Genomic DNA, 19,360 nt, shown 5'->3' on the forward strand with positions numbered 1-19,360 from the left:
GCACGGGCATGCGCTGGGTGGCGCTCTGCGTGGGAATCCGCGGGTCGGGCTCGTTCGGACGGCCGAGCGGCGGCCCGCCGGGTGGAATCCGAGGCGCCTGCGGCGGATACCCCGGGGGCCGGGGCGGGGGAGGTGCGGCCGAGGGCGCGGTCTGAAAGACCAGGCGCGGACCGTGCTGGGGATCCCCGATGCTGATCCCCAGGCCGTCGCGGATCTCGAGGCTCGACACCCGCGACCCTCCGGCGAAGATGCCCTGGCGGCTCAGATCGATGGCCACCCAGTGAGTCCCCGTGAACCGCAGGATCACATCCACCCGGGGCGCATGGGGCGGTCGCGGGGGATTGCCCAGATGCTCCAGGGGAATGTCACAACCCGGGCCGTAGCCCACGAGCACATCGCGGCCCGGAGTGAAGACATACCGCGTCGGTCCGGCCCATACGGTCAGCGAGGCCGGAAGGGCCGAAGCCTCGGTCGGCATGGCCGCCACCTTTCGTCACCGGTCAGCTCGATTTCGTCTCGCCTTCAGGACTGCCTCGCCCTCAGGCGCCGGTCGCCGCGCTCGTTTAAGTGTCTACCCCTGCCCGAGCTTCAACCGCCAGCGTCGCGCCGTTCACAGTGGGTTGCGGCGGCCCGCAAGGGGGGTGGCAAGCGAGGCGTTGTCCAGCAGCCCGCGCAACACGTCGACGGCTTGCGTCAGCACCTGCCGGTCCGCGTCGTCGAGCAGCGCCAATTGGGGTTCGATGGCGGCGGCACGATCGACCCGGACCGCGTTGAGCGTGCGCCGGCCCTCGGCCGTGATGCGGATACGGACCGCACGGGCGTCCCCCGGGTCGACCATCCGCGTGACCAGGCCCGCCTCCTCGAGGCGGCGTACCTGCGTCGTCATCGTCGGTTGCGAACAGTGGTCGACGGCGGCCAGGTCACCGATGCGTGCTTCGCCGTGCGCTTCGATGGTGGCCAGCAGCCTGGCCTGCGCTGCCGGTAAGGGCATCTGGATGCGCTGGGTGGCCATGCGGTTGAGCCGCGCGACCACGGCGAGCAGGTCGGCGCCCAGTCCCTGCGCTCCCTCGAGATTTGCGGCATCGACGACGTTGTCCATGTACACATAGTTGCATAGGTTTGCTAAGCGAGGCCAAAAACCGACGCGTGCCGCGCAAAACCCCATCTTCAACGGACACTCCTGCTGCCGGCTGGCAGAATCGCCCAAGTGACCTTGCTGCGTTTCCGGCGATCGAAGGAAGGGGCGCTGCGGCCGAATGAGTTGGCACAGGCCGCGGTCATGGGGGCCCTGTGCGCCGCGATCGAGATCCTGGCCGCGGTAATCCCATTCGCTCAGGGACTCGGCGTGCTGGGCACCGTGCCGATGGGACTGTTGGCCTACCGCTACCGCCCCCGAGCGCTGATGGCCGCGACGGTGGCCGGCGGGGTGATCGCCTTTTTGATCGCCGGGCTGGGCAGCCTGTTCATGCTGATCGACTGCGCCTGGGTCGGCGGATTGTGCGGCATCGTCAAACGCAAAGGCCGCGGCTTGCCGACGGTCGCCCTGTTGTCGTTGGCCGCCGGAGTCCTCTGGGGCGCCGGATGGGTCGCGGTCCTGGCGGTGCTGACCCGGCTGCGGCACTTGTTCTTCGACGTGATCACCGCCAACGCCAATGGCGTCGCGGCATTCCTGAATTGGGTCCACCTGCAGGGCGTCGGGGCGGGCCTGAAGCGGTACGTCGCCAACGGGATCCAGCACTGGCCGTTGCTGATTTTCCCCTACATGGTCCTGTTGGTCGTCATCGTTGCGTTCATCAGCTGGTCCGCGCTGTCCCGCCTCCTGGAGCGGATGCGCAAAATCCCAGACGTCCACAAGCTGGACACCTCCGATGACACGCAGGCTCAAGGCATTCCGGTGGGGCCGGTGCCGGTGCGGTTGGACAAGGTGCGGTTCCGGTACCCCGGTGCCGAGCGGGACGCGCTGAGCGAGATCAGTCTCGATGTCCAGGCCGGCGAACACATCGCGGTGACCGGCGCCAACGGCTCGGGAAAGACGACGTTGATGCTGATCTTGGCCGGCCGGGCACCGACGGCGGGCAGCGTCGAGCGCCCGGGAACGGTGGGACTCGGCGAGATGGGCGGCACCGCAATTGTGTTGCAGCACCCCAAAAGCCAGGTCCTGGGCACCCGGGTCGCCGACGACGTGGTGTGGGGATTGCCTCCGGGCGCCGAGATCGACGTCCACCAGTTACTGCACGAGGTCGGCCTCGAAGGGCTGGCCGAACGCGACACCGGAAGCTTGTCCGGCGGGGAACTGCAGCGCCTCGCGCTCGCGGCCGCGCTGGCGCGGGATCCAGCGCTGCTGATCGCCGACGAGGTCACCACCATGGTCGACCAGCAGGGCCGAGATGCCTTGCTGGGCGTGCTCTCTGGGCTCGCCAAGCGGCACCAAACGGCGTTGGTGCACATCACCCATTACGACAACGAGGCCGCGTCCGCCGACCGCATCATCAAACTCAGTGATTCGCCGGACAACACGGTGACGAGCGACGCCTCCACCGCGCCGGCCCAGACCACCGCCGTCGGTCACAGCTCGCGGACGCCGGTGCTGGAGCTCATCGATGTCGGTCACGAATACGCCAGCGGCACACCGTGGTCCAAGGTCGCGCTGCGCGATATCAGCTTTGTGGTGGAACAGGGCGACGGCGTGTTGATCCACGGCGGCAACGGCTCGGGCAAGTCGACGCTGGCGTGGATCATGGCCGGCCTGACGACCCCGACCGCCGGCACCTGCCTGATCGATGGCGAGCCCACCCACGAGCACGTGGGCGAGGTCGCGCTGTCGTTCCAGTCCGCCCGGTTGCAGTTGATGCGCGATCATGTCGACGCCGAAGTCGCATCCGCAGCGGGCTTTTCGCACCTCGACACCGATCGCGTGGCCGAGGCGCTGATCTCGGTCGGGCTGGACCCGGCGATGGGCAAGCGCCGGATCGATCAACTCAGCGGCGGGCAGATGCGCCGCGTGGTACTGGCCGGGCTGCTGGCGCGCTCCCCGCGAGCGTTGGTGCTCGACGAGCCGCTGGCAGGATTGGACATCGGCAGCCAGCGCGGCCTGTTGCGGCTGCTGGAGAACCTGCGCAAGGAACGAGGCTTGACGGTCGTGGTGATCTCCCACGACATCGTCGGGCTCGAGGAGCTCTGCCCGCGAGCGCTGTTCCTGCGCGATGGCATGCTGGAAACGGCGTCGACCGCGGCGGGGGGTATGTCGTGACCGCACCCGCGGAAACCAGGCCGGCACCGAGCCGCACCCGGCGCACGCACCGCCCGGTGGTGCTGTTGGTGCCGGTTCCCGGCACGTCGAAGATCCACGAGTTGTGGGCCGGCACCAAACTGCTGGTGGTGTTGGGTGTTTCGATACTCCTGACGTTCTACCCGGGCTGGGCGACCGTCGGGCTGATGTTGGCCTTGCTGATCACCGCGGCCCGGCTCGCCCACATTCCCCGCGGCGCGTTGCCGTCGCCGCGGCGCTGGATATGGATCGTGCTCGCGGTGGGCGCCATCACCGCCGCGCTCGGCGCCGGTAGTCCGGTGATCGAGATAGCCGGAGTGCATGTGGGGCTGGGCGGAACCTTGCACTTCGTGCGGGTCACCGCGCTGTCGATCGTGTTGATCGGGCTCGGCGCGATGCTGTCGTGGACCACCAACGTCGCCGAAATGGGCCCGGCGCTGGCGGCTTTGGGCCGACCGCTGCGGTGGCTGCGGATCCCGAGCGACGAATGGGCCGTCGCACTGGCGCTTGCGTTGCGCGCCTTCCCGATGTTGATCGAAGAATTCCAGGTGCTCTACGCCGCCCGGCGGCTGCGGCCCAACCAGGAACCGCGAAACCGCAGGGCCCGGCGGCGGCAGCAGGCCCGCGACATGATCGATTTGCTCACGGCGGCAATCGTTGTGACGCTGCGACGGGCCGACGAGATGGGTGATGCGATCACCGCCCGGGGCGGCATCGGCCAGCTCGCGGCCGCACCGGCGCGACCGAAGCTGGCGGACTGGGTGACGCTCGGCATCACCACCGCGGCCGGCGCCATCGGAGTCGTGATCGACTCGCTAGTGCTGTTCCATTAGGCAACCCGGTGCCCGGCTGCGTGAGCAGATGACCGAAATCCAGCGCACGCGCATCATCGCGGCTCCCGTCGAGGACATCTGGAATGTCTTGGCGGACTTCGGTTCGATCAGCGCGTGGGCCGGCAACGTCGACCACTCGTGCGTCCTGCACACTGGCCGAAACGGGCAGCCGGTAGGCACCGCCCGCCGGGTCCAGGTCAAGCGCGACGCCCTGGTCGAGCGCATCACCGAATTCGAGCCACCCCGCGCCCTCGCCTACGACATCGATGGCCTGCCCCGGCGCCTGCGTAGGGTGTCCAATCGCTGGACGCTGGCCCCGGCCGGCAGCGCACGGCCCCTCGATACCGGGGTCACGCTGACCAGCGCCGTCGAAATCGGCCCTCGCTCAATCCACAAGCTGGCCGAACGCGTCCTGTGCCGCTTCCTTGCCCGGCAGTCCGACACGATGCTCGCCGGGCTGGCCAACCGATTGGAGAACGGCCGTGTCTGACCGCCCCGACGTCGTCATCGTGATGACGGACGAAGAACGCGCCGTGCCACCCTACGAGGCGCCCGATGTGCTCGCGTGGCGCGATCGAACACTGGGCGGGCGCAGATGGTTTGACGATCACGGCGTCAGCTTCGCCCGGCACTACACCGGCTCCCTGGCCTGCGTGCCCAGTCGCCCAACGATTTTCACCGGGCACTACCCCGACCTGCACGGGGTAACCCAGACCGACGGCATCGGAAAGACCGCCGACGACTCGCGCATGCGGTGGCTGCGCCAGGGTGAGGTACCCACCCTGGGCAACTGGTTTCGCACCGCCGGGTATGACACCCACTATGACGGCAAGTGGCACATTTCGCATGCCGATCTCATCGACCCGGCAACCGGCCGCTCGTTGGCCACCAATGACGATGACGGGACGGTCGATCCCGCCGCGGTGCGCCGCTACCTGCAAGCAGATTCCCTTGCGCCGTTCGGCTTTTCGGGCTGGGTCGGCCCCGAGCCGCACGGAGCGGCGCTGGCCAACGCCGGCATTCGCCGCGACCCATTGATCGCCGATCGAATCGTCGCCTGGCTCACCGACCGCTACGCCCGCCGTCGCGCCGGAGACCCGGCCGCGCTGCGTCCGTTCCTGCTGGTGGCCAGCTTCGTGAATCCCCATGACATCGTGCTGTTTCCGGCGTGGTCACGGCGGGGCCCGGTCAAGCCGTCACCGCTGGACCCGCCGCCGGTGCCTCCAGCTCCCACCGCGGACGAAGACCTGTCCACCAAGCCCGCCGCCCAGATCGCCTTCCGCGAGGCGTATTACTCCGGGTACGGGCCGGCGCCGGCGATCAACTGGACCTACCAGCGCAACGCGCAGCGCTACCGCGACCTGTACTACCGATTGCATGCCGAGGCGGACGGGCCGATCGACCGGGTGCGTCGGGCAGTCACCGAAAATGGTTCGCGCGACGCGGTGCTGGTGCGCACGGCCGATCACGGCGATCTCCTCGGGGCTCACGGCGGGCTACACCAGAAGTGGTTCAACCTCTACGACGAAGCCACCCGCGTGCCGTTCGTCATCGCGCGCATCGGCCAGCGCACGACGCAGTGCCGGGTGGTCGAGGCGCCGACCTCGCACGTGGACCTGGTCCCGACGTTGCTCGGCGCGGCCGGCATCGACGTGGCGGCGGTGGCGGCAACGCTGGCGCAGTCGTTCTCCGAAGTGCACGAGCTGCCGGGCCGCAACCTCATGCCGATCGTCGACGGCGCTGCGGCCGACGAGACCCGGGCCGTTTACCTGATGACCCGCGACAACATGCTCGAGGGGGACAGCGGGGCTTCCGGCTTGGCGCGACAACTGAAGCGGACCATCAATCCGCCTGCGCCACTGCGTATCCGGGTGCCCGCTCACACCGCATCCAATTTCGAGGGACTCGTCGTCCGCGTCGACGAGGAGACGGCCGCCGGCGGCGGCGGGCATCTGTGGAAGCTGGTTCGCACCTTCGACGACCCGGGCACATGGACCGAACCCGGCGTGCGCCACCTGGCCGCCAACGGGCTCGGGGGAGAGGCCTACCGGACGTCACCGGTCGACGACCAGTGGGAGCTGTACGACCTGACCGCCGACCCGATCGAAGCCACGAACCGTTGGACCGATCCGCTGCTGCACGACCTGCGCCAGCATCTGCGCACCCAACTCAAACACGTCCGGGCCAACTCGGTTCCCGAGCGAAACAACCCGTGGCCGTATGCATCTCGCCGCTCGACACCGGCATGCCCGCGGCCATCCCGGCTGCTCCGCCGGCGCTGACCGCCGAGCGTTACGGCCGCACCCGGTCGATCAGGTTGGACAACACGACGATGCTCTCGCTGCGTTCGATGTCGGCACTGGACCGGATTTTCTCCAAGGCCGTTTCCAGATGCTGCATGTCGCGGGCCAGCACATGCAGGATCGCATCCGGGGTGCCGGTGACCGTAGCGGCGCTGAACACCTCGGGGATATCCACCCAGGCCGCTCGCAGCTCATCGGGTGCGATCCGGCCATGGCAGAACACCTGTACGTAAGCCTCGGTGTTCCAGCCCAGCGCGTTGCGGTCGATGACCGTGGTGAAGCTCTTGATGACGCCACTGTCTAGCATCCGGTCCACGCGCCGCTTCACCGCCGGCGCAGAGAGATTCACCTTCTCGCCGATTTCGGCGAAGGTAGCGCGCGCATGCTCGGTCAGCTCGGCGAGGATGCGCTCGTCGGTCTCGTCCAAGCGGTCCATGTGACCTCCACTCCGCGCGATAAGCAACAAATCGACGCTTTCAGCACTGTAGCGCAATAAATCGATCCTAGACACGCAATATGCGCGGTTTGATTAACGCTAACGCCCTAAATATCGTTAATTCATGACGGAACAACATGTGCTGGCGCCCCTGTCCGCGAGGTCGGCCGGGCCCGTCACGCTCGGTCGCAGGCCGAGCGTCCGTCGGTACGCGATGACGCCGCCGACCTTCTTCGCGGTCGAATACGCGATCAACCCCTGGATGGACACCACCGCACCCGTCGATGTCGGCCTCGCGCAAGCGCAGTGGGAAAGCTTGCGTGAGACCTATGTACGGCTGGGGCATCGCGTGGACGTAATCGAGCCCGTGTCCGGCCTTCCGGACATGGTCTATGCCGCCAACGGCGGGTTCGTCGCACACGATGTAGCGATCGTCGCCAGGTTCCGTTTCGCCGAGCGGGCCGGCGAATCGCGCGCCTATGCCCGGTGGATGTCGTCACTGGGCTACCGGCCCGTGCACACCCGCCACGTCAACGAAGGGCAAGGCGACCTGCTGAAGGTCGGCGACATCGTGTTGGCCGGCTGGGGGTTTCGCACCGACCGGCGTGCGCATGCGGAAATCTCCGCGATGCTGCGCGCGCCGGTGATCTCGCTTGAATTGGTGGACCCTCGCTTCTACCACCTCGACACCGCCCTGGCCGTTCTCGACGATCACACCATCGCGTTCTACCCGCCGGCGTTCAGCGCCGACGCCCAGCAGCAGCTGGGCGCGCTGTTCCCGGACGCGATCATCGCCGACACGGCCGATGCATACGTGCTGGGTCTCAACGTCGTCTCCGACGGTCTGCACGTGGTGCTTCCCAGCGCGGCAACGGGTTTCGCCGCACAGCTGCGCGCGGCCGGCTTCGAGCCGATCGGCGTCGATTTGTCAGAGCTGCTCAAGGGCGGCGGTTCCGTCAAGTGCTGCACCCTGGAGGTATTCCCATGACGATCCTCGATGCCCAGACGTCGCAGAAGGTCACCGCCAACCGGATCGACACCGCGATCAGACTGGCGGAAAGGCGTGCGGCGCACAATTATTCGCCGCTCCCGGTGGTTGCCGCAAGCGCCGAGGGCGCATGGATCACCGACATCGACGGCCGCCGCTACCTGGATTGCCTGTCCGCCTATTCCGCGGTGAACTTCGGTCACCGCAACCCGGAGATCACCGCCACCGCACATGCGCAACTCGACACCGTGACGCTGGTCAGCCGCGCATTTCATTCCGACAAGCTCGGGCCCTTCTGCGCCGCTCTTGCCTACCTGTGCGACAAGGACATGGTGCTGCCGATGAACTCGGGCGCCGAGGCCGTCGAAAGCGGCATCAAGGTCGCCCGCAAGTGGGGCGCCGACGTCAAGGGCGTACCCGCGGACCAGGCCAACATCATCGTGGCCGACAACAACTTTCACGGCCGCACGATCAGCATCGTCAGCTTCTCCTCGGATCCCGCCGCGAGAAATGGGTTCGGGCCCTTCACGCCGGGATTCCGTTCCGTGCCGTTCGGTGACGCCGCCGCGCTGGCGCAGGCGATCGACGACAACACCGTCGCAGTGCTGTTGGAGCCCATCCAGGGCGAGGCCGGGATCATCGTGCCGCCCGACGACTACCTGCCCGCGGTCCGCGCGCTGTGCAGCGAGCACAACGTGCTGATGATCGCCGACGAGATCCAGTCGGGCCTGGCACGCACCGGTTACACCTTCGCCTGCGATCGATGGCGGGTGATCCCCGACGTCTACCTGCTGGGCAAGGCGCTGGGCGGCGGAGTGGTGCCGCTGTCGGCGGTGGTGGCCGACCGCGACGTCCTGGGCGTGTTGCACCCCGGCGAGCATGGCTCCACCTTCGGCGGCAACCCGCTGGCCGCCGCCATCGGCACCACAGTGGTGTCCATGCTGGCGCGCGGCGAATTCCAGGCCCGGGCGACCGCGCTGGGCGCACACCTGCATCGGCGGCTGCGACAACTCATCGGCCACGGTGTCCAGGAGATACGGGGCCTGGGTCTGTGGGCCGGCGTCGACATCGACCCGTCGCTGGGCACCGGCAAGGAGATCAGCCTGCGGCTCGCCGACCACGGTGTCCTGGTGAAAGACACCCACGGTTCGACTCTGCGCTTCGCTCCGCCTTTGGTGGTCACCGCCCAGGAGATCGAGTGGGCGGTCGGCCGGCTTGCTGCGGTATTGCGGGAGGCTGCTTCATAATCAGCTGATCCGGCCACAGGAGGGGCGCTTGCCAGCCACGTCGATCAGCCTGAAAGAGCAGATGCTCCGGCGGCGCCCGGTGGTGGGCGCGCACGTCGCACACGGGACCGCCGATCACCTCAAGCGTGGCATCGGAACGTTCCAGCTGACCATGTTCGGGGTCGGCTCGACCGTCGGCACCGGCATCTTCTTCGTCATGGCTGAGGCGGTGCCCGAGGCCGGGCCGGGCGTGATCGTCTCCTTCCTCCTCGCGGGCATCGCCGCCGGGCTGGCGGCCGTCTGCTACGCCGAATTGGCTTCGGCGGTGCCGGTTTCGGGCTCGTCGTATTCGTATGCCTACACCACGCTGGGTGAGGTGGTGGCCGTGGGCGTGGCGGCGTGCCTGCTGCTGGAATACGGGGTGGCCACCGCCGCAGTCGCGGTCAACTGGAGTGGCTACCTGAACAAGCTGCTGAGCAGTGTCCTGGGATTCCAGCTGCCGCAAGCCTTGTCGGCCGCGCCGTGGGATGCCCAACCCGGGTACGTGAACGTGCCGGCGGTCGTGCTGATCGTGATGTGCGCGTTGCTGCTCATCCGAGGTGCCAGCGAGTCGGCCAAGGTCAACGCCATCATGGTGATGATCAAACTCGGCGTACTGGTCGTCTTTGCCATCGTCGCTTTCACGGCATTCGACGCGAGCCATCTCCGCGACTTCGCGCCCTTCGGAGTTTCCGGTATCGGTTCGGCCGCGGGCACCATCTTCTTCTCCTACATCGGCCTCGATGCCGTGTCCACCGCGGGTGACGAGGTGAAGAATCCGCAGAAAACCATGCCGCGCGCCCTGATCGGCGCGCTGTTGACCGTCACCGGCGTCTACGTCCTCGTCGCGGTGGCGGCGCTGGGCACCCAGCCGTGGCAGAACTTCGCCGGCCAGCAGGAAGCCGGGCTGGCCGTCATTCTCGACAACGTCACGCACGGCGGCTGGGCCGGCACGATTCTGGCTGCCGGAGCGGTCATTTCGATCTTCAGCGTCACGCTCGTCACCATGTACGGCCTGACCCGCATCCTGTTCGCCATGGGCCGCGACGGGCTGTTGCCCGCCAGGTTCGCGACGGTGAACGCACGCACCATGACGCCGGTGAACAACACGGTGATCGTCGCCATCGTCGCCTCGGCTCTGGCCGCGTTCATCCCGCTGCAAAAGCTCGCCGACATGGTGTCGATCGGCACGCTCAGCGCGTTCGTCGTTGTTTCCGTCGGGGTGATCGTCCTGCGGGTGCGCGAGCCCGACCTGCCGCGGGGATTCAAGGTGCCGGGTTATCCCGTCACGCCGATCCTTTCGGTGGCGGCCTGCGGCTACATTCTGGCCAGCCTGCACTGGTACACCTGGATCGCGTTCAGCGGCTGGGTGTCACTGGCGTTGATCTTCTATTTCGTCTGGGGTCGCCACCACAGCGCGCTCAACGACGAGACGGTCGAGCAGTCGGCGGACGAGGCCCGGTGACGGGCCCCTACTGGCGCGCCGCGGCGGTGTTAGCCGCGGTCTGAGCCCGCTGCAACGTCGCCCCGACATCGCCGCGGCCCAAGAACATTTCGTCGAAGTACGGCTGCAGGGCGTCATTGCCGGCGGCAAAGCCCGCACCGCCGGGCGCCGCGATGCGCGGACCGTTCAGCACGGCGAAAAAGGGCGTGACGTCGACACCCCGCGCGGCCCAATACTGGAAGTAGACCGGTTGGGCCGAGATCACCGCCGGGATGGCCGCACCGTAACGCCCCAGGTATTCGTTGCCCTCCTTGCTGCCCATCCAGGCCAGCACCTGCCGCACCGCGTCAGGATGCTTCGTCGCCGCATTGCCCGCCGCGGCAATGCCGTTGGTGACGCTGACCCGGCCCGCCGGCCCGGCGGGCATCATCGCCACACTCCAGTGGAAGCGGGCATCGCGGGCCACCGGCGCCAGGTTGTAGGTGCCGGACTGAAAGAGCGCCATCCTGCCGGCCAGGAACTGGTTGCGGGAGAAGTCTCCGTTGTCGTTGGTGTCTGCGGCCGGCGGTGCGACATGGTCGCGGTTGATCAGTTCGACCAGATACCGAAACGCCGTCACTGCAGCGGGGTTGTCGAACGCGAAAGTGTCGCCCCGCTGGAACACGCCGCCGGCCGATCCGATGTAGTTCAGGTAGATCCCCTGGGGGTCGTTGGCCGCGTTGTACGCCCACTGCCGTACCCGACTAGCGTCGAAAAGCGGTGTGTCGCCGCGGTTTCCGTCGGCGTCGACGGTGAGCCGGCCCAGCAGGGGACGCAACGTGTCGCCGCCGTCGGGGCTCCACCGCAAGGTGTTGAGCCGGGCGGCGTCGACGCCGGCTGCGGCGAGAAGGTCCGCGTTGTAGTACAACGCGATTCCCGCGTCGGTCAGTTGCGGCACGCCCCACAGCGTTCCGTTGCGGGTGAACTGCTCGACGACCGGCCGCTCCCAATCCGAGGCCGCCTTGGGCCCGAGCACTTCGCCGATGTTCAGCAGCCGACCGCTGTCGGCATACGCCGCGAGGTACGCGTTGGACAGCCAGAAGATGTCGTCGGCGCTGCCGCCGGCCACGTCGGTGCGCAGCGTGTTGAAGTAGGTCGAGTACGCCACCAGGTTCAGGTGCACCTCGATGTCGGGGTGCGCGCGGCTGAAGGCTTCGAAGGATTGCCGATAGGCCGCGTCGATCTGATCGCCCCAGACGCGCACCGTGACGACCGTCTTGCCGCCATGCGGCTGGCCGGAGTAATCCAGCAGCACCGCCATGGCCGCCAGCAGGACCGCCACCAGCGCAACCGATCCCGCGACCAGTGTGGAAAAGCGGGGCCGGGTCACTTGAGTCCCGAGACGACGATCGACGCGACGATGTGGCGCTGGAAGACCACGAACAGCGCGATCAGCGGGGCGATCGCGACCGTGGTCGCCGCCATCACCAACGTCCACTGGGAATTGAACCGCGACTGCAGGTCGGCGGTCGCGACGGTGAGCACCCGCCATTTGTGTCCGCTGGTGATCACCAACGGCCACATGAAGTTGTTCCACTGCGAGACCACCGTGATCAACGCGAGCGCGGCCAGGACCGGGCGGCTGGACGGGATCACCACATGCACGATCACGTCCAGGGTGTTCGCCCCGTCCAGGCGGGCGGCGTTGATCAAGTCGTTCGGGATGATGCGGAAGTGCTCGCGCAGCAAGAAGATCGCGTAGGGCGAGCCGAACATGAACGGCAGCACCAACGCCCAGAACGTGTTGCGCAGGCCGAGCTGGGCCATCATCAGATACATCGGCACCACCGTGACCGTTCCCGGCACCATCAGCGTTGCGATGTACACCCAGAACAGCGCGTCGCGGCCGGGGAATTGCAGACGCGCGAAGGCGTATCCGGCCAGCACCGAAAAGGTCAACTGGCCCACCAGGATCACCGCCGTCACCAAGGCGGTCACCGCGGCCGCCCGGCCGAACCCGGCCCCGGCCAGGTTGGCGAAATTGGACAACGTGGGTGGTCGCGGCAGCTGTAACGGGGTGCCCGTGACGAATTGGTGCGCCGAGGTGAATGACGTCATCAATCCCAGTGCGAACGGCGCCAACGTGATCAAGGCGCCCAGCGACAGCCCGGCGTAAATCACGACGTTGGCGGTCCGACTAGGTGAGGTCATAGCTGATCCGCCGCCGGAAGTACAGATGCTGAACCAGGGTGACGCCGATCAGGATGACGAACAGCACCACCGCCATCACCGACGCCCGGCCGATGGAAGCTGAACCGAACGCCTCGGCATAGATGCGATGCGCCACCAGGTCGGTGCTGCCGGCGGGTCCGCCGCCGGTCAGCGCATACACCATGTCGAAAACCTGTGCCGTGCTGACGATCCCGGTCACCAGCACAAAGAAGGTCGTCGGCCGCAGCATGGGCATGGTGATGCGCCAGAACCGCTGCCACGCGGTGGCGCCGTCGGTGCGCGCGGCAGCGTAGATGTCATTGGGAATGGCCAGCAGGCCCGCCAGGAACGACAACGAGACGTAGCCGACGTTGGTCCACACCACCACGGCCGAAACGAGCGGCAACGCAAAGCTGGGGTCCGAGAGCCACTCGATGCTGTGCCCAAGCACGGTGCTCACGGCGCCGTCCGTGGGAGCCAGGATCCAGCGCCACAGCACCGCGATGGCCAGCGGCGCGCAAATCCACGGCAGCACAAACAGGGTGCGAAACAGATTGGTGCCGCGGAGCTGGCGGGCCAGCATGGTCGCGGCCAGCAGTCCCAGCGCGGTCTGCGCCGGCACCACGATCGCCACGAAGATGACCGTGACGATCAGCGAGTTGCCGAACCCGGCGTCGGTCAGCACGGACCGCCAGTTGGACAGGCCCACAAAGTGCAGGGGGCCGAGCAGGTCCCATCGGCACAGGCTCAGCCAGAGCACGACCAGGATGGGCAATAACAGAAACGCGAGCACGCCGAACAGGCTGGGCGCCAGCAGCGCGTAGCCCAGCGCGGTGGATCGAGGTTGTTTCCTCAGCACCGCGCTGGCCATGGGCTAATTAAAGCGGGCGCCGCCGGGGTTTGGGGTGACCGGCCGTTACGGTGGAAGCGTGACACCGAACCGGGGGATCGATGCCGACTTCCTGGACCTGCCGCGCCACGACCTGGCCGAAGCTGCGCTCGCGGCGGCCAAGGCGGCCGGGGCGACGCACGCCGACCTGCGGGTTCATCGCATCATTACCGAGATCATCCAGCTGCGCGACGGCGAGCTGGAGACCGCGGTGATCAATCGTGAGGTCGGCCTGGCGGTGCGAGTGATCGTCGACGGCACCTGGGGATTCGCCTCGCACGCGGAGCTGGTGCCGTCGGTGGCGGCCGAGACGGCGCGGCGCGCGGTTCACGTGGCCACCGCTTTGGCGACGCTGAGCAGCGAGCGCGTCGAGCTGGCGCCCGAACCGGTGTACGCGGACGCGACCTGGGTGTCGGACTACCGGATCGACCCGTTCGACATCTCGACCACCGACAAGATCGCCGTGCTGGAGGATTACTCCGGGCGGCTGCTGAGCGCCGACGGCATCAACCACGTGTCGGCGATCCTCACCGCCGTCAAGGAGCAGACGTTCTACGCCGACACGTTCGGATCATCGATCACCCAGCAGCGGGTGCGGGTGCTGCCTTCGCTGGAAGCGGTGACGGTCGACCCCGCGGCCGGCAGCTTCGATTCGATGCGCACGCTGGCGCCGCCGATGGGCCGGGGCTGGGAGGTCCTGGCCGGCGACGAGGTGTGGAACTGGACTGACGAGCTGGCGCAGCTGCCGTCGCTGCTGGCCGAAAAGATCAAGGCGCCCACCGTCGTCCCGGGGCCCAAAGACCTGGTGATCGACCCGACCAACCTTTGGCTGACGATTCATGAATCAATCGGGCACGCAACCGAATACGACCGCGCGATCGGCTACGAGGCGGCCTATGCCGGCACGTCGTTCGCCACGCCGGACAAGCTGGGCACCATGCGGTATGGGTCGCCGGTGATGACGGTGACCGCCGACCGTACCGTCGAATTCGGTTTGGCCACCATCGGTTACGACGACGAGGGGGTGGCCGCCCAAAGCTGGGATCTGGTGCGCGACGGCATCTTCACCGGCTACCAGCTCGACCGGGTGTTCGCGCGGCGGCTGGGGCAGCCGCGCTCCAACGGATGCTCGTATGCCGACTCGCCGCACCATGTGCCGATCCAGCGGATGGCCAACGTGTCGCTGCAGCCGGCGCCCGACGACATCAGCACCGATGACTTAATCGGCCGGGTCCAGGACGGCATCTACATCGTCGGCGACAAGTCATGGTCAATCGACATGCAGCGCTACAACTTCCAATTCACCGGCCAGCGTTTCTTCCAGATCCGCGACGGCCGGCTGGACGGTCAGCTGCGTGACGTCGCCTATCAGGCCACCACGACCGAATTCTGGAATTCGATGGAGGCGGTGGGGGGAGCGTCGACCTGGCGCCTGGGTGGTGCGTTCAATTGCGGCAAGGCCCAGCCCGGACAGATCGCGGCGGTCAGCCACGGCAGCCCCTCGGCGTTGTTCCGCGGGGTCAACGTGCTCAACACCCGCACCGAGGGTGGGCGATGATCCGATGATCACCGCACAACACGTAGTCAACATCGTGCTCGATGAGGCGGCCAAGCTCGGCCGCGCCGACGAGACCATGGTGCTGGTCACCGACAAGGTCGAGGCCACGTTGCGTTGGGCGGGCAATTCGATGACCACCAACGGGGTTTCGGTGAGCCGCAGCGTGACGGTGATCTCGGTGGTGCGTCGCGGGTCCGGCGCGCGCATCGGCACGGTGGTATCCGCCGAGGCCGACCCGCGGGTCCTGCCCGGGCTGGTGGCCGCGTCGCAGGAGGCGGCCGGCGCGGCGCCGGAGGCCGGCGATGCCGCGCCCCTGCTGAGCGATACCGGGGTGCCGGTGGATTGGGACGCGCCGGTGCCCGGCACCGGGCCGCTGGTCTTCTCCGACGTGGCCGACTCGCTGACCCGCGGCTTCCGCGGCGAAGACCGGCTGTATGGCTTTGCCCATCATAGTGTTTCGACGACCTTCCTGGCATCGTCGACCGGGTTGCGGCGACGTTTCACCCAGCCCACCGGGGCGGTGGAGATCAACGCCAAACGCGGCGACGCCAGCGCCTGGGCGGGCGTCGGGACACCCGACTTCGTCGATGTGCCAACCGATTCGCTGCTCGAGCAGCTGTCGACGCGGCTGGGCTGGGCGCAGCGCAGCGTCGAGTTGCCGGCGGGACGATACGAGACGATCATGCCGCCGTCGACGGTGGCCGACATGATGATCTACATGGCGTGGTCGATGGCCGGCCGCGGCGCCCAGGAGGGCCGGACCGCGTTCTCGGCGCCCGGCGGCGGGACCCGGGTGGGGGAGCGGCTCACCGATCTGCCGCTGACGCTCTACTCCGACCCGATGGCGCCCGGCCTGGCCTGCACGCCGTTCGTCGCGGTCAGCAGTTCCTCGGAGACGGTGTCGGTGTTCGACAACGGTGCGGAGATCAATCAGGTGGACTGGATCCGCAAGGGAGTGATCAACGCGCTGGCCTATCCGCGCGCCACCGCCGCCAAATACGACGTCGACGTCGCGGTGGCCGCCGACAACCTGGTGATGACCGGCGGGACGGCCAGTCAGGACGACATGATCGCGGCCACCGAGCGCGGCCTGCTGCTGACCACGCTGTGGTACATCCGCGTCGTCGACCCCACCACCTTGTTGTTCACCGGGCTGACCCGCGACGGTGTCTACCTCATCGAGGACGGCCAGGTGACGGCGGCGGTCAACAACTTCCGGTTCAACGAGAGTCCGCTGGACCTGCTGCGGCGGGCCACCGAAGCCGGCGTCAGTGAAAAGACCCTGCCGCGCGAATGGGGAGATTGGGCCACCCGCGCGGCGATGCCGTCGCTGCGGATACCCGACTTCCACATGTCATCGGTGAGCCAGGCCCAGTAATTCATTGCCGCCGGGCAGCGCGCGTTCTAGCGTGTGACGGATGGCGGCTCCGGTTTCTGTTCGAGAAGACCAGCTCACTCGGTTGGTGTCGTTGGCTCCGGGCGACGGTCGCCTGGCGGCGCTGGTTCGCCAGGTATGCGCGCAGACGATGTCGCTGCCGCCGCTGCCCGCGAGCGTCGAGGTCGGCGAGCCGGAATCGGACGCCGAGGCCGCGGTCGCCGAATTCGCCGAACAATTCAGCGCCGACGTCTCGTCGGTCACCGCCGAGCAGCGGTCGCGATTGTGGAAGCAGCTAGGGGACCGCACTTTTGGCGTCGTCGTGCAGATGTACATCGCCGACTTCGTCCCCAGGGTGCGGGCCGGACTGGAAGCGCTCGGCGTCGGCGCACAATACCTCGGTTGGGTCGGTCAACCAATTGCCTGGGATCACACCACCGATCCGTCGGATCCGGTGTTCAACGACTTTTTAATCGCGGTGGCGCGAATGCGTGCGCTCGACCCGGTGACCTCCGAACTGGTTCGGCTGCGTGGGGCGGCGCAGCACAATTGCCGGTTGTGCAATTCGCTCCGCGAGGGCGGCGCGCTCGATGCCGGCGGTTCGGAAACGTTGTACGGGGAGATTGAGCGCTTCGAATCGTCGAGTTTGCTCGACGACCGCGCTAAAGCAGCGCTGCGCTACGCCGATGCGTTAATTTGGACGCCTGCGCACCTCGTCGCCGACGATGTCGCCGAGGTGCGCTCCCGGTTCTCCGAGGCCGAGGCCGTGGAGCTCACCTTCGACATCATGCGAAATGCCAGCAATAAAGTCGCCGTGTCATTGGGCGCCGACGCGCCCCGCGTCGAGACCGGCACGGAGCAGTACTTGCTCGACGCCGACGGCCAGACGGTATTTAGCTGACAATCGCGGGCCCGAGCCTGCTGGCCACCGAGCCGCGCTGGCTTTAGTTTGTAGCCGCGGCGACGTTCGACCACAGTTGTCGACAGGGGCTGTCGCGCGGCGCGTTGGAGGGTAAATCACCTGCCGCACCGGTCCGAGGGCACGAAATGTTAACCATTCGTACACGGACGCGCAAGCGTACGTTTCCGCTGTGTGCGGGGGTGATTCGCTAACTTAAGCGCGGTCACTGAGACTTATGTGAACAGATATGTGACGGTACCGAGATGGCAGCGTGGCCCGAATCGGATGGCCACGGATCGTGCGTCGTTGGCCCGCGATCCGGATAGCTATCCGTTTCAGTTGTTGCAGGATTTCTAGCTTGAGTTTGCGTCGGAAGCGACTGTGGTCCCGCGCAGAGGGAGGTTCGGAAATGACAAGCACCCGTACACGCTCGCGCGTTCGAGCGTCATCGGTCTGGGCTGCCGGCATCGCGCTGGGCGCCTCGATGCTCGGCGGCGCCGTGCTGTCGGCCCCGTTAGCCTCGGCTACTTGCAATTTGAGTCCGGCCGACGACCAGTACATCAAGCTGCTGGCGCAGAACAAGATGGTCCACAATGCCGACTACAGCGATTGCCACGAGGCCGCCGAGGGTCGTTGGTTCGCCGACCAGGTGCGGTCCAACCCCAACCCGTTCGGTGAGGGCCAGGAACTGATCAACATGATCACCAACACCACCCCGATGACTCAGGCGCAGGCGGAGTGGGAGGTCGAGTCGGCGATTTACGTCTACGCGCCCGAAATGATCCCCAAGATCAAAGACCAAGCCGCCAACGCAAACTGGCCGACTCCTTAGCGAGAGCAATTGGAGCGCAACGGATTCTGTTGCGCTGATAACGTAAGCGGCCGTGAGGGCTTTGCCCTCCGGCCGTTTTCGTGTTCGTGTGGCAGCTAACTCGAATCTGTGGCAACGGCACCCGTAATGCGCAGCGCCAGCGAGGGCGCCGCATTACCCGCATCGGACCCGACCCGTTACCGATATAGACCCGAATAGTTTCTCGCACAGTAATTTTAGCTAATCGCTGTTCACGCGTTGTTTGTTGGAATCGTCGTTTGCCGCGCTTAACACCGGTGGTATCCGAACTTTGCTGCGAAAGGGAAGGTAGCAAATTTCACGATAAGGGGGTCCGGACAAGTGACAACGACACGATCGCGCTTGCAGATGTTGACGGTGGGAGCCGCCGGCCTTGCGCTGGGCGCCGCGATGGTCGGTGGCGCTGTGGTGTCTGCGCCGCAGGCGTCGGCGGCGTGCAACATGAGTCCAGCCGACGACCAGTACATCAATCTGCTGGCGCAGAACAAGATGGTGCACAACGCCGATTTCAATGATTGCAGCGAAGCCGCCGAGGGACGGTGGTTCGCCGATCAGGTTCGGTCCAACCCCAATCCGTACGGAGAGGGCCAGGAGCTGATCAACATGATCACTCGCACCACGCCCATGAGTCAGGCCCAGGCCGAATGGGAGGTTGAGTCGGCGATCTTCGTCTACGCGCCGGAGATGATCCCCAAGATCAAGGGTCAAGCCGGGCAGCCGGGGCCTGCGTGATCGTGAGGACATAGAGCTGGTGGGCGCTCCCGATAGGGGGCGCCCACCGTGCATGTCGGCTCAGGTCGAGGCGGCGGCGCCGCCCGACGCACCCTGACTTCGGTCTTCGGCTACCGTTTCTTACGGACAATCCCTGTCGGGGGCGGTAGCTCAGTTGGTTAGAGCCGCGGACTCATAATCCGTTGGTCGCGGGTTCGAGCCCCGCCCGCCCCACCGGCCAAATGTATGACGTCGGCTGATGCTTGACGGTGCTATGTCGGGTGATGCCTGACAGTGTTTCGGCTGATGGTTGACAGTTACTTCGGTTGATCCTTGACACTCCCTAGAT

At 66.9% G+C, this 19,360-nt stretch carries 17 protein-coding genes, 1 tRNA gene and 1 pseudogene; 13 read left to right on the forward strand and 6 right to left on the reverse strand.

The genetic code is table 11. From position 1 onward, the window contains the following. Together A5732_RS27390 and A5732_RS20655 are read right to left on the reverse strand one after the other, a co-directional pair. A pseudogene (locus A5732_RS27390) lies at nucleotides 1–478 on the reverse strand (ATP-binding cassette domain-containing protein); the annotation flags it as partial. A gap of 132 nt (nucleotides 479–610) precedes the next feature. Further along, complete coding sequence (locus tag A5732_RS20655; protein WP_076054104.1) at nucleotides 611–1,099, reverse strand: MarR family winged helix-turn-helix transcriptional regulator; 489 nt, start codon at nucleotides 1,097–1,099, stop codon at nucleotides 611–613. 108 nt (nucleotides 1,100–1,207) lie between these two features. On the opposite strand from A5732_RS20655, the gene A5732_RS20660 reads away from it, so the two are divergent. From A5732_RS20660 to A5732_RS20675, 4 genes are read left to right on the forward strand one after another with little or no spacing between them, the layout of a single operon-like run. Continuing rightward, complete coding sequence (locus tag A5732_RS20660; RefSeq protein WP_216351589.1) at nucleotides 1,208–3,250, forward strand: ABC transporter ATP-binding protein; 2,043 nt, start codon at nucleotides 1,208–1,210, stop codon at nucleotides 3,248–3,250. Beyond that, nucleotides 3,247–4,101, forward strand: coding sequence for an energy-coupling factor transporter transmembrane component T family protein (locus tag A5732_RS20665; protein WP_076103163.1), 855 nt, complete (start codon nucleotides 3,247–3,249; stop codon nucleotides 4,099–4,101). The genes A5732_RS20660 and A5732_RS20665 overlap by 4 nt, the downstream gene beginning before the upstream one ends. Before the next feature lie 28 nt (nucleotides 4,102–4,129). Then, on the forward strand, nucleotides 4,130–4,591 hold the full coding sequence (locus tag A5732_RS20670) for an SRPBCC family protein (protein WP_076103164.1): 462 nt from the start codon (nucleotides 4,130–4,132) through the stop codon (nucleotides 4,589–4,591). Beyond that, a complete protein-coding gene (locus A5732_RS20675) occupies nucleotides 4,584–6,383 on the forward strand; it encodes a sulfatase-like hydrolase/transferase (RefSeq protein WP_076103165.1) in 1,800 nt (599 codons plus the stop codon). Before A5732_RS20670 ends, A5732_RS20675 begins: the two co-directional genes overlap by 8 nt. Nucleotides 6,384–6,393: 10 nt before the next feature. Here the strand turns inward: A5732_RS20675 and A5732_RS20680 are convergent, their stop codons facing one another. Beyond that, the gene (locus A5732_RS20680; protein WP_064953807.1) at nucleotides 6,394–6,840 is read right to left on the reverse strand and encodes an Lrp/AsnC family transcriptional regulator; all 447 of its coding nucleotides are present in this window, start codon (nucleotides 6,838–6,840) and stop codon (nucleotides 6,394–6,396) included. 124 nt (nucleotides 6,841–6,964) lie between these two features. On the opposite strand from A5732_RS20680, the gene ddaH reads away from it, so the two are divergent. Genes ddaH through A5732_RS20695 form a run of 3 tightly spaced genes read left to right on the forward strand, consistent with a single transcriptional unit; the run spans nucleotide 6,965 to nucleotide 10,558 of the window. Beyond that, complete coding sequence (ddaH, locus tag A5732_RS20685) at nucleotides 6,965–7,828, forward strand: dimethylargininase (protein WP_076103166.1); 864 nt, start codon at nucleotides 6,965–6,967, stop codon at nucleotides 7,826–7,828. Next, nucleotides 7,825–9,075 carry an ornithine--oxo-acid transaminase gene (rocD, locus tag A5732_RS20690; protein ID WP_076103167.1) on the forward strand — a complete coding sequence of 417 codons (1,251 nt, stop codon included), beginning with the start codon at nucleotides 7,825–7,827 and terminating at the stop codon, nucleotides 9,073–9,075. Before ddaH ends, rocD begins: the two co-directional genes overlap by 4 nt. 28 nt (nucleotides 9,076–9,103) lie before the next feature. Beyond that, nucleotides 9,104–10,558: an amino acid permease gene (locus A5732_RS20695; protein ID WP_076103168.1), complete on the forward strand. Its 1,455-nt coding sequence runs from the start codon at nucleotides 9,104–9,106 to the stop codon at nucleotides 10,556–10,558. A gap of 7 nt (nucleotides 10,559–10,565) precedes the next feature. Here the strand turns inward: A5732_RS20695 and A5732_RS20700 are convergent, their stop codons facing one another. Genes A5732_RS20700 through A5732_RS20710 form a run of 3 tightly spaced genes read right to left on the reverse strand, consistent with a single transcriptional unit; the run spans nucleotide 10,566 to nucleotide 13,583 of the window. Then, on the reverse strand, nucleotides 10,566–11,906 hold the full coding sequence (locus A5732_RS20700; RefSeq protein WP_076103169.1) for an extracellular solute-binding protein: 1,341 nt from the start codon (nucleotides 11,904–11,906) through the stop codon (nucleotides 10,566–10,568). Continuing rightward, a complete protein-coding gene (locus A5732_RS20705; RefSeq protein ID WP_076103170.1) occupies nucleotides 11,903–12,727 on the reverse strand; it encodes a carbohydrate ABC transporter permease in 825 nt (274 codons plus the stop codon). The genes A5732_RS20700 and A5732_RS20705 overlap by 4 nt, the downstream gene beginning before the upstream one ends. After that, a complete protein-coding gene (locus A5732_RS20710; protein WP_170880078.1) occupies nucleotides 12,714–13,583 on the reverse strand; it encodes a carbohydrate ABC transporter permease in 870 nt (289 codons plus the stop codon). The genes A5732_RS20705 and A5732_RS20710 overlap by 14 nt, the downstream gene beginning before the upstream one ends. Before the next feature lie 73 nt (nucleotides 13,584–13,656). On the opposite strand from A5732_RS20710, the gene A5732_RS20715 reads away from it, so the two are divergent. The 6 genes from A5732_RS20715 to A5732_RS20740 all read left to right on the forward strand — a co-directional run bounded on the left by A5732_RS20715 (nucleotide 13,657) and on the right by A5732_RS20740 (nucleotide 19,245). Then, the gene (locus tag A5732_RS20715) at nucleotides 13,657–15,174 is read left to right on the forward strand and encodes a TldD/PmbA family protein (protein WP_076103173.1); all 1,518 of its coding nucleotides are present in this window, start codon (nucleotides 13,657–13,659) and stop codon (nucleotides 15,172–15,174) included. Between the two features lie 4 nt (nucleotides 15,175–15,178). Then, the gene (locus tag A5732_RS20720; protein WP_076103174.1) at nucleotides 15,179–16,552 is read left to right on the forward strand and encodes a TldD/PmbA family protein; all 1,374 of its coding nucleotides are present in this window, start codon (nucleotides 15,179–15,181) and stop codon (nucleotides 16,550–16,552) included. 40 nt (nucleotides 16,553–16,592) lie between these two features. After that, a complete protein-coding gene (locus A5732_RS20725; RefSeq protein ID WP_076103171.1) occupies nucleotides 16,593–17,450 on the forward strand; it encodes a carboxymuconolactone decarboxylase family protein in 858 nt (285 codons plus the stop codon). Nucleotides 17,451–17,859: 409 nt separating this feature from the next. Then, nucleotides 17,860–18,282 carry a hypothetical protein gene (locus A5732_RS20730; protein ID WP_076054083.1) on the forward strand — a complete coding sequence of 141 codons (423 nt, stop codon included), beginning with the start codon at nucleotides 17,860–17,862 and terminating at the stop codon, nucleotides 18,280–18,282. A 366-nt stretch (nucleotides 18,283–18,648) separates the two neighbouring features. After that, entirely contained in the window at nucleotides 18,649–19,032 is a 384-nt protein-coding gene (locus tag A5732_RS20735; RefSeq protein WP_170880077.1) for a DUF732 domain-containing protein, read from the forward strand. A gap of 139 nt (nucleotides 19,033–19,171) precedes the next feature. After that, nucleotides 19,172–19,245: transfer RNA gene (locus A5732_RS20740), tRNA-Ile, on the forward strand. Nucleotides 19,246–19,360 lie beyond the last annotated feature (115 nt).

The organism is Mycobacterium colombiense, from assembly GCF_001953985.1.
Classification (GTDB): Bacteria; Actinomycetota; Actinomycetes; order Mycobacteriales; family Mycobacteriaceae; genus Mycobacterium; species Mycobacterium colombiense_B.

Coding starts and splice junctions, on each gene's coding strand:
- A5732_RS20655 (WP_076054104.1), bottom strand. CDS start 1,099: ATGGACAACGTCGTCGATGCCGCAAATCTCGAGGGAGCGCAGGGACTG.
- A5732_RS20670 (WP_076103164.1), top strand. CDS start 4,130: ATGACCGAAATCCAGCGCACGCGCATCATCGCGGCTCCCGTCGAGGAC.
- A5732_RS20680 (WP_064953807.1), bottom strand. CDS start 6,840: ATGGACCGCTTGGACGAGACCGACGAGCGCATCCTCGCCGAGCTGACC.
- ddaH (WP_076103166.1), top strand. CDS start 6,965: ATGACGGAACAACATGTGCTGGCGCCCCTGTCCGCGAGGTCGGCCGGG.
- rocD (WP_076103167.1), top strand. CDS start 7,825: ATGACGATCCTCGATGCCCAGACGTCGCAGAAGGTCACCGCCAACCGG.
- A5732_RS20705 (WP_076103170.1), bottom strand. CDS start 12,727: ATGACCTCACCTAGTCGGACCGCCAACGTCGTGATTTACGCCGGGCTG.
- A5732_RS20720 (WP_076103174.1), top strand. CDS start 15,179: ATGATCACCGCACAACACGTAGTCAACATCGTGCTCGATGAGGCGGCC.
- A5732_RS20725 (WP_076103171.1), top strand. CDS start 16,593: ATGGCGGCTCCGGTTTCTGTTCGAGAAGACCAGCTCACTCGGTTGGTG.
- A5732_RS20730 (WP_076054083.1), top strand. CDS start 17,860: ATGACAAGCACCCGTACACGCTCGCGCGTTCGAGCGTCATCGGTCTGG.
- A5732_RS20735 (WP_170880077.1), top strand. CDS start 18,649: ATGTTGACGGTGGGAGCCGCCGGCCTTGCGCTGGGCGCCGCGATGGTC.